General features: G+C 70.0%; 13 protein-coding genes and 1 tRNA gene. 11 read left to right on the top strand and 3 right to left on the bottom strand.

Annotated features, from left to right (window positions below; translation table 11 throughout):
* Positions 1-148 precede the first annotated feature (148 nt).
* From ATC03_RS15770 to ATC03_RS15750, 5 genes are all read left to right on the top strand, one after another.
* Positions 149-2,674, top strand: coding sequence for an ATP-dependent Clp protease ATP-binding subunit (locus tag ATC03_RS15770; RefSeq protein WP_067879129.1), 2,526 nt, complete (start codon positions 149-151; stop codon positions 2,672-2,674).
* A 161-nt stretch (positions 2,675-2,835) separates the two neighbouring features.
* Positions 2,836-3,045: a three-helix bundle dimerization domain-containing protein gene (locus tag ATC03_RS15765; RefSeq protein WP_067879127.1), complete on the top strand. Its 210-nt coding sequence runs from the start codon at positions 2,836-2,838 to the stop codon at positions 3,043-3,045.
* Positions 3,046-3,096: 51 nt separating this feature from the next.
* Positions 3,097-3,606 (top strand): amino-acid N-acetyltransferase, encoded by a 510-nt coding sequence (locus ATC03_RS15760; protein ID WP_227820129.1) that lies wholly within the window; start codon positions 3,097-3,099, stop codon positions 3,604-3,606.
* Positions 3,607-3,682: 76 nt separating this feature from the next.
* Positions 3,683-4,315, top strand: coding sequence for a hypothetical protein (locus ATC03_RS15755; RefSeq protein WP_067879122.1), 633 nt, complete (start codon positions 3,683-3,685; stop codon positions 4,313-4,315).
* Between the two features lie 63 nt (positions 4,316-4,378).
* On the top strand, positions 4,379-4,798 hold the full coding sequence (locus ATC03_RS15750) for a dehydrogenase (protein ID WP_067879119.1): 420 nt from the start codon (positions 4,379-4,381) through the stop codon (positions 4,796-4,798).
* A 94-nt stretch (positions 4,799-4,892) separates the two neighbouring features.
* Here ATC03_RS15750 and radA read toward each other — a convergent pair whose 3' ends face one another.
* Positions 4,893-6,254, bottom strand: a complete 1,362-nt coding sequence (radA, locus tag ATC03_RS15745; RefSeq protein ID WP_067882406.1) for a DNA repair protein RadA — start codon at positions 6,252-6,254, stop codon at positions 4,893-4,895.
* A gap of 116 nt (positions 6,255-6,370) precedes the next feature.
* Here radA and ATC03_RS15740 point away from each other — a divergent pair.
* The 3 genes from ATC03_RS15740 (at position 6,371) to ATC03_RS15730 (ending at position 9,249) form a co-directional block, all read left to right on the top strand.
* Positions 6,371-6,460: transfer RNA gene (locus ATC03_RS15740), tRNA-Ser, on the top strand.
* A 201-nt stretch (positions 6,461-6,661) separates the two neighbouring features.
* Positions 6,662-7,807 (top strand): DUF998 domain-containing protein, encoded by a 1,146-nt coding sequence (locus tag ATC03_RS15735; RefSeq protein WP_084003557.1) that lies wholly within the window; start codon positions 6,662-6,664, stop codon positions 7,805-7,807.
* On the top strand, positions 7,804-9,249 hold the full coding sequence (locus tag ATC03_RS15730; protein ID WP_067879114.1) for a DUF2252 domain-containing protein: 1,446 nt from the start codon (positions 7,804-7,806) through the stop codon (positions 9,247-9,249). The genes ATC03_RS15735 and ATC03_RS15730 overlap by 4 nt, the downstream gene beginning before the upstream one ends.
* A gap of 19 nt (positions 9,250-9,268) precedes the next feature.
* Here ATC03_RS15730 and ATC03_RS15725 read toward each other — a convergent pair whose 3' ends face one another.
* Positions 9,269-9,634, bottom strand: a complete 366-nt coding sequence (locus ATC03_RS15725) for a DUF2255 family protein (protein WP_067879111.1) — start codon at positions 9,632-9,634, stop codon at positions 9,269-9,271.
* Between the two features lie 114 nt (positions 9,635-9,748).
* On the opposite strand from ATC03_RS15725, the gene ATC03_RS15720 reads away from it, so the two are divergent.
* Both ATC03_RS15720 and ATC03_RS15715 read left to right on the top strand, forming a co-directional pair.
* On the top strand, positions 9,749-9,961 hold the full coding sequence (locus tag ATC03_RS15720; protein WP_067879108.1) for a hypothetical protein: 213 nt from the start codon (positions 9,749-9,751) through the stop codon (positions 9,959-9,961).
* 91 nt (positions 9,962-10,052) lie between these two features.
* A complete protein-coding gene (locus tag ATC03_RS15715) occupies positions 10,053-11,039 on the top strand; it encodes an aldo/keto reductase (protein ID WP_067879105.1) in 987 nt (328 codons plus the stop codon).
* Between the two features lie 13 nt (positions 11,040-11,052).
* Here ATC03_RS15715 and ATC03_RS15710 read toward each other — a convergent pair whose 3' ends face one another.
* Positions 11,053-11,955 (bottom strand): helix-turn-helix transcriptional regulator, encoded by a 903-nt coding sequence (locus tag ATC03_RS15710; RefSeq protein ID WP_067879102.1) that lies wholly within the window; start codon positions 11,953-11,955, stop codon positions 11,053-11,055.
* A 233-nt stretch (positions 11,956-12,188) separates the two neighbouring features.
* Between ATC03_RS15710 and ATC03_RS15705 the strand changes: the two genes are divergently transcribed.
* Entirely contained in the window at positions 12,189-12,740 is a 552-nt protein-coding gene (locus tag ATC03_RS15705) for a GNAT family N-acetyltransferase (protein ID WP_179947886.1), read from the top strand.
* Positions 12,741-12,820 lie beyond the last annotated feature (80 nt).

The raw sequence follows: 12,820 nt of genomic DNA, 5'->3' as shown, positions 1-12,820 counted from the left end.
GCGGCGCGACATCCGCAGCCCTGATGCACCGACGACCTCGGATGTCACTCCGATGCGCCCACGGCGAACAGCGGCCCATGCGGCATCCGTGCTGGTTACGCTCGATGTATCGGCGCCCCCTGCCCTGAGGGGTCGAGAGGAGTAGAGCATGTTCGAGAGATTCACCGACCGAGCCCGTCGTGTCGTCGTCCTGGCCCAAGAAGAGGCCAAGATGCTCAACCACAACTACATCGGCACCGAGCACATCCTGCTCGGGCTCATCCACGAGGGTGAAGGCGTCGCCGCCAAGGCGCTCGAGTCGCTCGGCATCTCGCTCGACGCGGTGCGCGAGCAGGTGCAGGACATCATCGGCCAGGGCCAGCAGCAGCCGACGGGGCACATCCCGTTCACGCCGCGCGCCAAGAAGGTGCTCGAGCTGTCGCTCCGCGAGGCCCTGCAGCTCGGCCACAACTACATCGGCACCGAGCACATCCTGCTCGGCCTGATCCGCGAGGGCGAGGGCGTCGCAGCCCAGGTGCTCGTGAAGCTCGGGGCCGACCTCAACCGCGTGCGCCAGCAGGTCATCCAGCTGCTCTCGGGCTACCAGGGCAAGGAGCAGGTGCAGGTCGGCGCGAACGACCAGCAGCAGCCGCAGGGTGGATCGCAGATCCTCGACCAGTTCGGCCGCAACCTCACGCAGGCGGCTCGCGAGTCCAAGCTCGACCCCGTGATCGGGCGCGAGAAGGAGATCGAGCGCGTCATGCAGATCCTGTCGCGCCGCTCCAAGAACAACCCCGTGCTCATCGGCGAACCCGGCGTCGGCAAGACCGCCGTCGTCGAGGGCCTCGCGCAGGCCATCGTGAAGAACGAGGTCCCCGAGACGCTGAAGGACAAGCAGCTCTACTCGCTCGACCTCGGCTCGCTCATCGCCGGCAGCCGTTACCGCGGCGACTTCGAGGAGCGCCTGAAGAAGGTCACGAAAGAGATCCGCACGCGCGGCGACATCATCGTCTTCATCGACGAGATCCACACCCTCGTGGGTGCAGGTGCCGCCGAGGGCGCGATCGACGCGGCCTCGATCCTGAAGCCGCTCCTCGCGCGCGGCGAGCTGCAGACCATCGGCGCCACCACGCTCGACGAGTACCGCAAGCACTTCGAGAAGGATGCCGCCCTCGAGCGCCGCTTCCAGCCGATCCAGGTGCAGGAGCCCTCGCTTCCCCACACGATCAACATCCTCAAGGGGCTCCGCGACCGCTACGAGGCGCACCACAAGGTCTCCATCACCGACGGCGCCATCGTCTCCGCGGCGAACCTGGCCGACCGCTACATCAGCGACCGCTTCCTGCCCGACAAGGCCATCGACCTGATCGACGAGGCCGGCGCCCGCCTGCGCCTGTCGATCCTCTCGTCGCCCCCCGAGCTGCGCGAGTTCGACGAGAAGATCGCCGTCGTCCGCGCCGCGAAGGAGACGGCCATCGAGGAGCAGGACTTCGAGAAGGCCGCCTCGCTCCGCGACGAGGAGAAGAACCTCCTCGGCGAGCGTCTGCGCCTCGAGAAGCAGTGGAAGGCCGGCGACGTCAAGACCAGCGCGGTCGTCGATGAGGGCCTCATCGCCGAAGTGCTGGCGCAGGCCACCGGCATCCCCGTCTTCAAGCTCACCGAAGAGGAGTCCTCGCGACTCGTCTTCATGGAGAAGGCGCTGCACGAGCGCGTCATCGGCCAGGAGGAGGCGATCTCCGCCCTGTCGAAGACGATCCGCCGCACCCGCGCCGGCCTGAAGGACCCGCACCGCCCGTCGGGCTCGTTCATCTTCGCCGGCCCCACCGGCGTCGGCAAGACCGAGCTCGCCAAGGCGCTCGCGGAGTTCCTCTTCGACGACGAGGCCGCGATGATCTCGCTCGACATGTCGGAGTACGGCGAGAAGCACACCGTCTCGCGACTGTTCGGCGCCCCTCCCGGGTTCGTCGGCTTCGAAGAGGGCGGCCAGCTCACCGAGAAGGTTCGTCGCAAGCCCTTCAGCGTCGTGCTCTTCGACGAGATCGAGAAGGCGCACCCCGACATCTTCAACTCGCTCCTGCAGATCCTCGAAGAGGGTCGTCTGACCGACGGTCAGGGGCGCGTGGTCGACTTCAAGAACACCGTCATCATCATGACGACGAACCTCGGCACGAAGGACATCTCGAGCGGGCCTGTCGGCTTCGCGCTCGAGGGCGATCCCCGCACCGGCTACGACCTCATGCGCGGCAAGGTGAAGGAGGAGCTGAAGAAGCACTTCAAGCCCGAGTTCCTGAACCGCGTCGACGAGATCATCGTGTTCCCGCAGTTGTCCAAGCCCGAACTGCTGCAGATCGTCGACCTGTTCCTGAAGCGTCTCGGCGACCGCATGCTCGATCGCGACATGACGGTGGATCTCACGGTTCCGGCCAAGGAGCGCCTCATCGAACTCGGCTACGACCCGGCCCTGGGCGCACGCCCGCTGCGCCGTGCCGTGCAGCGCGAGATCGAAGACGCCCTGTCCGAGAAGATCCTGCACGGCGAGCTCAACGCGGGCGACCACGTGCACGTGGACTTCGAGGGCGGCCAGTTCGTGTTCACGACGACCCAGCGGGCGCTGCCCGTCGGCGTCGGCGTCAACACCGGCGCGGCCATCGGCACCGGGCCGGCGACGCCCGACCTCGCGGTCACGTCGGACTAGTCGCGGTCGTCCACGGGCGGATGCCGCGACATCCGCCCGGCGCATCGACGACGTGTGCATCGACACCGTGAATGGGGTCGGACCTTCGGGTCCGGCCCCTTTCGCCATCTTGGCGCGAGATGTTCAGGTTCGAATTGCATGTTTCGACATAGGCTCCAACCATGGAGCAGAAGAAGGCGACCGAGCAGCACGCCGTCGCCGAAGTGGTCGACCGTCTCGCCGAGAAATACCCGGGGGTCGATCGCGATGAGATCGCCCGCATCGTCGCCGACGAGTACGCCGGCCTCGAGGGCAAGCCCGTGCGCGACTTCGTGCCCGTGCTCGTCGAGAAGAGCGCCAAGAAGCGGGTGAAGCAGGCCGCGAAGGCCTGAGCGATTCGCGGTCCACGGTTCGGGGTCGACGCGGCTCGATAGGGTTGCATGGTGAACAGCCCCGTCACCGTGCGCGCCGCGCGCACCAGCGATGTGCCCGCCATCCTCGCGCTCGTCGAGCCGCTCGTTTCGCGACGCATCCTGCTCGGCAAGGAGCGCGTCGACCTCTACGGAGCGATCCAGGAGTTCCGGGTGGCAGAGCTCTCCGAGACCGGTGAGGTCATCGGTGCCGGCGCCCTGCACGCCATGTGGGAAGACCTCGGCGAGGTGCGCACGCTCGTCGTGGCCGACGCCTGGCTCGGGCACGGCGTGGGTCACGCGATCGTCGACCGCCTCGTCGACGACGCCCGCGAACTCGGACTCAGCCGGCTGTTCTGCCTCACGTTCGAGGTCGACTTCTTCGCCCGTCACGGGTTCGTCGACATGGGCGCCGAGACCGTCGCACCCGAGGTCTACGCGGAGCTCGTGCGCTCGCACGACGACGGCGTGGCCGAGTTCCTCGACCTCGCGCGCGTGAAGCAGAACACGCTCGGCAACACCCGCATGCTGAAGTCCCTCTGAACGGCGCGTTGATCGGGCATTTCGGCACGCCGGGCGCGCGCCACCGGCATCCGCCGCCCGGTCGTACCCTGTGAGCATGTCGACGAATCAGACACCGGCACGACGGCAATCGCCGCAGGTGTACCGTCGGCGACGCCTGGTCGTGCTGCTGGGGCTGCTCGCGGTGGTCGTCGCCGTCGTGCTCATCATCGTGCGACCCGGTGGCGCCCAGGGTGAGACCGACCAGAAGGCACCGGCGACGACCGCGCCGGCCGCTCCTCCGGCCACGACGATCCCCACCGAAGCGGTCGCGGCCGACGGCGACCCCTGCGCGCCCGAGCAGATCACCGTCGAACCCGTCACGGACAAGACGGTCTACGAGGCCGGCGAACAGCCGCAACTCTCCGTCACGATCACGAACGTCGGGCGCAACGTCTGCGTGCTGAACGCCGGCACGGCCGCGCAGGTCTTCACGATCAAGAGCGGCGACGAGCAGTACTGGGTCTCCACCGACTGCCAGACCGACAAGATCGACGCCGAGGTGTCGCTGACGCCCGGCACCCCCGTGAGCTCGGCGGCCCCGCTCGTCTGGGATCGCACGCGCTCGGCGCCCGACACGTGCGAGGGCGCCCGCGAGACCGTGCCGGCCGGCGGCGCGTCGTACCACCTGTCGGTCTCGGTCGACGGGTTCGAGAACGACGACCTGACGAAGCAGTTCCAGCTGTACTGAGCTGCCTGGGTCGGGGCGCAGGGCGCGCGGCATCGTCTGGCATCGGCTCGGTACGCTTGAGGGATGGCGCAGCGCAAGAAGTCGAGCAAATCGGGCAAGGGCGGGGAACCCGTCGAGTTTCGCTCGGAGGCGCTCGCATCGGCGCTCGAGAAGCAGGACATCGCGGCCGTCGCGCTCGCCCTGCGCCACGGCAACACCGTGGTGCCGCTCATCAAACCCGGGCCCCGCGACAAGCCGCTCGACGGCGGCGAGGTCTGGACCTACCGCGACCCGGCCACTGGCGACGTGGCGTTGCTGCTGTTCAGCGACGCCGCGAACAAGCCCGACAACCTGCCGCCTGCGGTCGGCCTGCAGAGCCCGGCATGGCTGCGCACCTTCTTGAAGCGTCACGAGTCGACGATCACCACCGTCTTTCTCGACATCGCGGGGCCGCACCCGATGCAGGCGCAGCCGGCCGAGCTGCTCAAGGCGCTCGAGGCCTGAGCCGCCGAGCCCCGCGCCCCTCGGCGACCGAGCGGCCCACGGGCAGTGCGCGCGAGCGAAGGCACACAGGCAGGGCCGGATGCGCGCGGGCGGGTCAGAACGCGGCGTCGAGTTCGCGTTCGCGTTCGGTGGTGGCGGCCGCGAGGGCGCGCCCGACGGCGGCCTGCACGCTGCCGGCCTCGACGTCGAGGATCGTCGTGTAGCCGAGCCGGCGGGCCTCGCTGCCGCGCTGCTTGGCCGAGCTGACGGGGCGCACCTCGCCGGCGAGGCTGATCTCGCCGAATGCGGCGAGGTTGTGCGGCACCGCGCGGTCGCGCATCGCCGACGCGATGGCGATGGCGATGGCGAGGTCGGCGCCCGGTTCGATCAGGCGCACGCCGCCGACCGTGGAGACGTAGACGTCGTGTTCGCCGATCTGCCGGAGGCCCGCACGGCGTTCGAGTACGGCGAGGATCATCGCGACGCGCGACGGGTCGACGCCGTTGACGACGCGTCGCGGCTGCGGCGCCTTGGTGGCCACGACGAGCGCCTGCACCTCGACGGGCAGCGCGCGGCGCCCTTCGAGCGCGACGGTGACGCACGTGCCGCTCACGGCGGCCCCGCGGCTGAGGAACAGCCCGCTGGGGTCGGGCACCTCGCTGATGCCGTCGCCGGTCATCTCGAAGCAGCCGACCTCGTCGGTCGGGCCGAAGCGGTTCTTCAGCGCGCGTACGAAGCGCAGCGCGGTCTGGCGGTCGCCCTCGAACTGGCACACGACATCGACGAGGTGCTCGAGCAGGCGCGGGCCGGCGATCGTGCCGTCTTTCGTGACGTGGCCGACGAGGAGCACGGGCAGCTCGCGTTCTTTCGCCAGACGGATGAGCGTGGACGCGACCTCGCGTACCTGCCCGGGCTGGCCGGCGATGCCGTCGTTCAGCGAGCTCGTGACCGTCTGCACGGAGTCGACGATGAGCAGTTCGGGCTGCACGGCGTCGACCTGGCCGATGACGGTCGCGAGGTCGGTCTCGGCGGCGAGGAACAGCTCGGGCTGCATGGCGCCCGTTCGGCCGGCCCGCAGGCGCACCTGGGCGACCGATTCTTCGGCGCTGACGTAGAGCACACGGCGACCGGACGCCGCCACGCGCGCCGCGACATCCAGCAGCAGAGTGGACTTGCCCACGCCGGGCTCGCCGCTCAGCAGGATCGCCGCGCCGGGCACGATGCCGCCGCCGAGCACGCGGTCGAACTCGCCGACGCCGCTCGGCCAGTGGCCGCGCTCTTCGGTCGTGACCTCGGTGATGGAACGCGCGACCTGCGAGGCGCCGATCGCGACGGGCTTCAGCGAACGCGTGATGCCGGTCTGCTCGCTCGCCTCGACGACCGTGCCCCACTGCTGGCACTCGGCGCACCGGCCGACCCACTTGACGGTGCTCCAGCCGCATTCGGTGCAACGGTACGCGGATGCGGGTTTTGCCATGGTGCGAGCGTACGTGCGGCCGCCGACATCGGCGCCGATCGCGGGGCCGGCGAGCCGCGGCATCCGCTCGGTCGCTCGTTTTGGTCGATTCGGCAGTGTCGCCTACTATTGACCTCGGTACCGTGTCCGAGCGGCCGAAGGTGCAACTCTCGAAAAGTTGTGTGCGTGAAAGCGCACCGTGGGTTCAAATCCCACCGGTACCGCCACCAGAACCCCCGATCTCCTCTGCAGGAGGTCGGGGGTTCTCTCGTGGTCGGTGCCGTCGGTCGGGTCAGTGCCGCCAGCGCCATCGGTCGACACGTCGGACATCCATCGATGAGCATCTTCTGCAGGACGACCGGTTCGCGGTACGCTCCCGATCAGGGAGCACACTCGTCTCCGGGCGCGCTCATTCCGTGGAGGTGCCCGTGACCCAGTCGACATCCTTGGCCCGCATCGTCCGTCGTCCGATCGACGACGCGGAGGCTCGCGAATCCACCGCACTGCTCGTGGGTGCCGCGGCATTCCTGGTCGGCACGGTGCCCGCGCTGTTCCTCTTCCAGGGGCGCGACCTGCCCATCGCCGGGCGGGACTCGTTCGGCGATGCCGCGGCCATCGGGGCGGCGCTCGCCGCGCTCGCCGCCTTCCTGTTCGGCTGCGTGCTGCGTCGCGCGCAGCAACGGGCGCTCGACGGTTCGAACGGCACCGGCACCGGCACCGGGCGACGGCTGCGCTGGTTCGACGTCGCCGCGCTGGCCCTGTCGCACGCCGTGATCGCGCTGCTCGGCTGGGTGGGGCTCGCCGCGGTGTTCGCGGCGGGATTCGAGGGTGCGGTGCTCTATTCGGTGACGGCGGCGATCCTCGTCGGCGTGGTCATGGCGATCACCGCGTACGCCGCGTTCCTGTCGGCCGTGAGCATCACGCCGATGCTGCTCTCGATCGTGCTGGCCGTGTTCCTCGTGGTCGGCACGCTGGCGAGCACGTTGAGCGCGAGCGACCCGCTCTGGTGGCAGAAGAACCTCAGCACGCTCGGCATCAGCGACGACATCTCGTCGTTGACGTTCAACCTCACGCTCATCATCGCGGGCGTGATGGTGACCACGGTCGCGCACTACGCGACGGCGTGGCTGCCCACCCGAACGCGTGCAGAGCAGCGGGGGCAGGGCATCGTTCGCCTGGCCTTGATCGTCATGGGCGTGATGCTCGCGTGCGTGGGCATCTTCCCGGTCGACGAGTTCCTCGAGATCCACAACCTCTCGGCGACGGGCATGGCGATCGTCTACGTGATCCTGGTGATCGCGCTGCGGTCGCTCGTGCCCACGATGCCCCGCGTCTTCCTCATGCTCGGCTACCTGTTCGTCGCCGTCATCGTCGTGATCGCCGTCTTCTTCATCACGGGGTACTACAACCTCACCGCGGTCGAGCTCATCGCGTTCTCGTTGGTCTTCGCCTGGCTGATCGTGTTCCTCCGAACGGCGGGGTCGATGGCACCGACGGATGCCGCGTCCACCGCCGACGCGGCGGGGGCGAGCGTCCCGATCGACCGGGCCGAACCCGAGTCGGTGGAGTCGTGAGCGACCGCGAACGCGATCGGCCGACGACGGCGCGGCTCGACCCGAAGTCGGAGGACTTCGACGCGCGACGCGAGTCGGGGCGTGCGGCTCGCGCGCACACCCCGCGTCGCAGCCACGCGACGTGGGCGCCGACGGCGACGAGGCCCGATCCGGTCGCGTTGCTCGAGGCCCAGGCCGAGACGCGCGACCCGTTGCTCATTCCGCTTCGGCATGCGCGCATGAGCGTCTCGCCCTTCACGTTCTACCGAGGCGCTGCCGTGATCATGGCCGCCGACCTCGATGCCGCGACCGACAGCGGTGTGGTCGTGCAGCTCTGCGGCGACGCCCACCTGTCGAACTTCGGCGTGTTCGGCTCGGCCGAGCGTCGGCTCGTGTTCGACATCAACGACTTCGACGAGACCCTGCCCGGCCCGTTCGAATGGGACGTCAAGCGGCTCGTGGCGAGCATCGAGATCGCCGCCCGCCATCGCGGCTTCGACGACGACGACCGCCGCACCGCGCGCCTCGCGGCGGTGCGCGGGTACCGGGAGCAGATCCTGCGATCCGCGGAGGTCTCGGTGCTCGACGCCTGGTACGACACGGTGCCGGTCGAGCACGTGAAGGAGCTCGTGCGCCGCGCGGTCGACGACGACCATCTCGGCAAGAAGCAGATGAAGCGGTTCGAGTCGGCCGTCGCCAAGGCGTTCACCCAGGACCGCATGAAGGTCTTCTCCAAGCTCGTCACGACGGAAGGCGGCCGCATGCGGATCGCCGCGGATCCGCCGCTCATCGTGCCGGTCGAGGACATCCAGACCATCGACCACGAGCAGACCGAGGCGAAGATGCAGGCCGCGCTGCACGAGTACCAGCGAACGCTCACGACCGAGCGGCATCCGATCGCGGAGTACTCGTACGTGCACATGGCGCGCACGGTGCCGGGGGTCGGCAGCGTCGGCACCCGCACGTGGGTCGTGCTCCTGAAGGGTCGTGACGACGCGGACCCGATCTTCCTCCAGGCGAAGGAGGCGCAGAGTTCGGTGCTCGAGCGCTTCCTCGGTGCAAGCGAGTACGAGGAGCACGGCGAGCGCGTCGTGCGCGGTCAGCGGGTCATGCAGGCCTCGAGCGACATCTTCCTCGGGTGGCTGCGGGGGTACCCCGATGACAGCGGCGTGCAGCGCGACTTCTACATCCGCCAGCTCAAGGACTGGAAGGGATCGATCGACCCCGAGGTGATGGTGCCGAGCGGTGCCGCGCTCTATGCGCGGGTGTGCGGCGAGACGCTCGCGCGCGCGCACGGCCGGAGCGGCGATCGCGTGCAGCTCGCCGCGTACCTCGGCACCTCCGACGTGTTCGACGAGTCGATCTCGGCGTTCGCCGAGGCGTACGCCGACCAGAACGACCTCGACTACCGCGCGTTCATGGCCGCGATCGCCTCGGGTCGGATCGAGGCGACGCCGGCCTGAGCCCGGCGCGACTCGAACGCTACTTGGGGTCGATGCGCAGGGTGGTGGCCTTGACCTCGGGCTTCATGAGCGACTGGGTCGCCGAGCCGCGGCCGTACTTGGCGAAGTAGGCGGCGTCGAGCTCGGCCTCGTGCGATTCGTCGCGCGTGTACGTGACCTCGCGGGCCGGCCCGCCCCAGCTGACGGTGCCCTCGGAGTTGCGGGTGACGCCGCGGTACCAGCCGCCCTCCGGACCGCGCACCGAGCGCGCGTAGAGGGAGCCGTCGACGACGGCGTGCCAGATGACGACGGGCGTTCGCAGCGATCCGTCGTCGCGGCGGCCGGCGACGCGGATCTCGCCGGCGCGGTCGAGGGCGGTGAGATCTTCGGGGGTCCAGGTGCTCATGATGGTCCTTTCGCGGCATCCGTCGCCCATGATCCTCCGACCGGGCGCCGTGAGGCAGGGTCTGGGAGTACCGGTCTCGGCAGGGACTCCCGCGCGCACGCAGACGAGCGTGTGATGGAACACATGAAAGCCACCCTCATGTTCGGCGCAGGCGACGTTCGCGTCGAGACCGTGCGCGCCTACCTCGAGGACTCGATCCAGCAGGTGCTGCGCGGCGACCTCGACCCCGGCCGCGTGTTCGACCGGACCGTCTCGATCGACGACGTGCCCGCCGCCTACGCCGCCATGGACGCCCGCGAGGCGCTGAAGGTCATGGTCGCGTTCTGACGACGGATGTCACGGGCAGCTGCCATGCGGACCGCACGGCCTTGCCGCGGCATCCGAACCCGAGAAGGATCACCGAACGAAGGAGCACCTGATGCACACACGAACACTCGGCCAGGGCCTCGAGGTCTCGGCCATCGGACTCGGCGCCATGGGCATGTCGATGAGCTACGGGCCCAACCCGGGCGACCGCGACGACATGATCGGCGTGCTGCGGTACGCGGTCGACCAGGGCGTGACGTTCATCGACACCGCGGAGGTCTACGGCCCGTGGGTCAACGAGGAGCTCGTCGGCGAGGCGATCGCGCCCATTCGCGACCGGGTCGTCGTCGCGACGAAGTTCGGCTTCGACCTCGTCGACGGGCAGATGCACGGCGTCGACTCACGGCCAGAGCACATCAGGCAGGTGGCGGATGCCTCGCTGCGGCGTCTCGGGGTCGACGCGCTCGACCTCTTCTACCAGCACCGGGTCGACCCGAGCGTGCCGATCGAGGACGTCGCCGGCACGGTCGGCGAGCTCGTCGCCGAGGGCAAGGTGCGCCACTTCGGGCTCTCGGAGGCGGCGGCCGGCACGATCCGGCGGGCGCACGCCGTGCACCCCGTGACCGCCGTGCAGAGCGAGTACTCCCTCTGGACCCGCGACCCCGAGGCCGAGGTGCTGCCGACCTGCGCCGAACTCGGCATCGGGTTCGTGCCGTTCAGCCCCCTCGGCAAGGGATTCCTGACCGGGGCGGTCGGCGCCGACGCGACCTTCGGCGACGGCGAGATCCGCGCCCGCGTGCCGCGCTTCGAGCGCGAGAACCTGCTCGCCAATCAGGCGCTGGTCGACCACGTGCGCGCGCTCGCCGAGACACGCGGCGCGACGCCCGGGCAGGTGGCGCTCGCGTGGCTGCTGGCTCAGCACCCGTTCATCGTGCCGATTCCGGGTACGCGCCGACGCGAGCGCATCGACGAGAACGCGGGAGCCACCGCGATCGCCCTCTCGGCCGACGACATCGCCGACCTCGACACGATCGTGGACCGGCTCGGCGTCGCCGGCAACCGCTACGACGAGGCCGGCATGGCCGCCGTCGGACTCTGAACGGCAGGGCAGCTCATGTGCCACCTCGCGCTCGGGGAGGCACCGCGGCATCCGCTTCACCGAGGGCTTCTGCGTTCGTCGCGGCCCACGAGGCGAGCAGCGCCAGCGCGTCGGACGACGGCGATCCGGCGGGCGCCGTGTAGACGTTCAGCACGAGACCGGGTTCGCTCGGCAGGTCCATCGACTCGTAGTCGAGGTCGAGGTCGCCGACCACGGGGTGGTGCAGGCGCTTGCGCCCGCTGCGGTGGAACTTCACGTCGCGCGACGCCCACCGCTCGCGGAACAGCTCGCTCTGCGTCGACAGCTCGCCGACGAGGGTGATCAGCCCGGGGTCGTGCGGATTGCGCCCGGCCTCGAGGCGCAGCATCGCCGCGGCGTCGTGCGTGATCTGGTCGTAGTCGCGCCAGAACTCGCGGGCCGCCGGGTTCAGGTACGCGAAGCGGGTCGTGTTCACGGGCCGCCGCGGGTCGTCGAAGACGGGGGAGTACAGGGCGCGCGCCATGCGGTTCGCGGCGAGGATGTCGTGACGGCCGTTGCGTACCCACGCCGGCGCATCGCCGAAGGCCTCGAGCACCTGCAGCACGGCGGGCCGCACTGACGCCTTCGGCTTCGACGCGCGTCTCGGCGCGGGTCCGGCCGCGCGGGCGAGATCGAACAGGTACTCGCGTTCGGCGTCGTCGAGCTGCAGGGTGCGCGCCAGCGAGTCGAGCACGCTCTCGGACGCCCCGGCCAGGTCGCCGCGTTCGAGGCGCACGTAGTAGTCGACCGAGACGCCCGCGAGCATCGCGACCTCCTCGCGGCGCAGGCCCGGCACCCGCCGGTTGCCGCCGTAGGCCGGAAGCCCGGCCTGGTCGGGCGTGATGCGGGCGCGCCTGGAGCTCAGGAACTCCCGGATGTCGGCGCGCACGTCTCCCATGCCTCCACGCTACGTCGGCCCGGGCTCGCATGGGAGGCACTGCGCGTACCTCCTCGGTCGAGCGGATGCCGCGGCGGGCCGCCTGTGCCGCGTCGGCCGCCGGCGCCCGGCCCATCGCCCGACCCGTCGGCCCCAGCCGTCGACCGGGCAGGGACGGCTGCTAGCGTGGTTGGCTGCCACGCGGCATCCGCTCGCCCGGATCGTCGTGCGGCCGACGAGAGGTGGGCGCCGCGATGATCGAACCGGTCGAGCTCGACGGGGGCGTGATCGTGCGCGCGCTCGCAGCCGGCGACGGACCCGCGCTCGCCGCGGCCTACCGGCGCAATCGCGAGCACCTCGAGCCGTGGGAGCCCGAGCGCACCGAGTCGTTCTTCCATACGGGCACGCACGAGCGCGAGGTCACGGCCCTGCTCGATCGCATGCATGCGGGCACGGCGATCGCGCTGGTGCTCGTCGACGGCACGACCGACGGGGCCGGGATCATCGGTCGCATGAACCTCTCCGACGTGGTGCGCGGGGCCTTCCAGAACGCCAACCTCGGATACTGGATCGACGGTGAGTACACGGGGCGGGGGCTCGCGACCACGGCCGTCGGCGTCGCCCTGCACGCCGCGCGCCGGGCGGGCCTGCATCGGGTGCAGGCCGGAACCCTCGTGCACAACGCCGCCTCGCAGACCGTGCTCGAGCGCAACGGGTTCGCGCGCATCGGCCTCGCGCGTCGCTACCTGCGCATCGCGGGGCGTTGGCAGGATCACGTGCTCTTCGAGCGGCTGCTCGACGACTGATCTCCGCCCGCTCGGCAGGGACGAGCCGCCGCAGCGTAGTATGTCACCCATTACACAGCGGAGTCGAAGGAGAATCGCAC

It is taken from the genome of Agromyces aureus, assembly GCF_001660485.1.
Taxonomy (GTDB): Bacteria; Actinomycetota; Actinomycetes; order Actinomycetales; family Microbacteriaceae; genus Agromyces; species Agromyces aureus.
The sequence above is the reverse complement of the archived record's forward strand: the minus strand, read 5'-3'. Positions and strand labels throughout refer to the sequence as shown.

Bases quoted from the DNA above. Each gene is read 5' to 3' on its own strand.
- ATC03_RS15750 (WP_067879119.1), top strand. From the start codon at position 4,379: ATGGCGCAGCGCAAGAAGTCGAGCAAATCGGGCAAGGGCGGGGAACCC.
- ATC03_RS15755 (WP_067879122.1), top strand. From the start codon at position 3,683: ATGTCGACGAATCAGACACCGGCACGACGGCAATCGCCGCAGGTGTAC.
- ATC03_RS15705 (WP_179947886.1), top strand. From the start codon at position 12,189: ATGATCGAACCGGTCGAGCTCGACGGGGGCGTGATCGTGCGCGCGCTC.
- ATC03_RS15770 (WP_067879129.1), top strand. From the start codon at position 149: ATGTTCGAGAGATTCACCGACCGAGCCCGTCGTGTCGTCGTCCTGGCC.
- ATC03_RS15710 (WP_067879102.1), bottom strand. From the start codon at position 11,955: ATGGGAGACGTGCGCGCCGACATCCGGGAGTTCCTGAGCTCCAGGCGC.
- radA (WP_067882406.1), bottom strand. From the start codon at position 6,254: ATGGCAAAACCCGCATCCGCGTACCGTTGCACCGAATGCGGCTGGAGC.
- ATC03_RS15725 (WP_067879111.1), bottom strand. From the start codon at position 9,634: ATGAGCACCTGGACCCCCGAAGATCTCACCGCCCTCGACCGCGCCGGC.
- ATC03_RS15720 (WP_067879108.1), top strand. From the start codon at position 9,749: ATGGAACACATGAAAGCCACCCTCATGTTCGGCGCAGGCGACGTTCGC.
- ATC03_RS15715 (WP_067879105.1), top strand. From the start codon at position 10,053: ATGCACACACGAACACTCGGCCAGGGCCTCGAGGTCTCGGCCATCGGA.
- ATC03_RS15765 (WP_067879127.1), top strand. From the start codon at position 2,836: ATGGAGCAGAAGAAGGCGACCGAGCAGCACGCCGTCGCCGAAGTGGTC.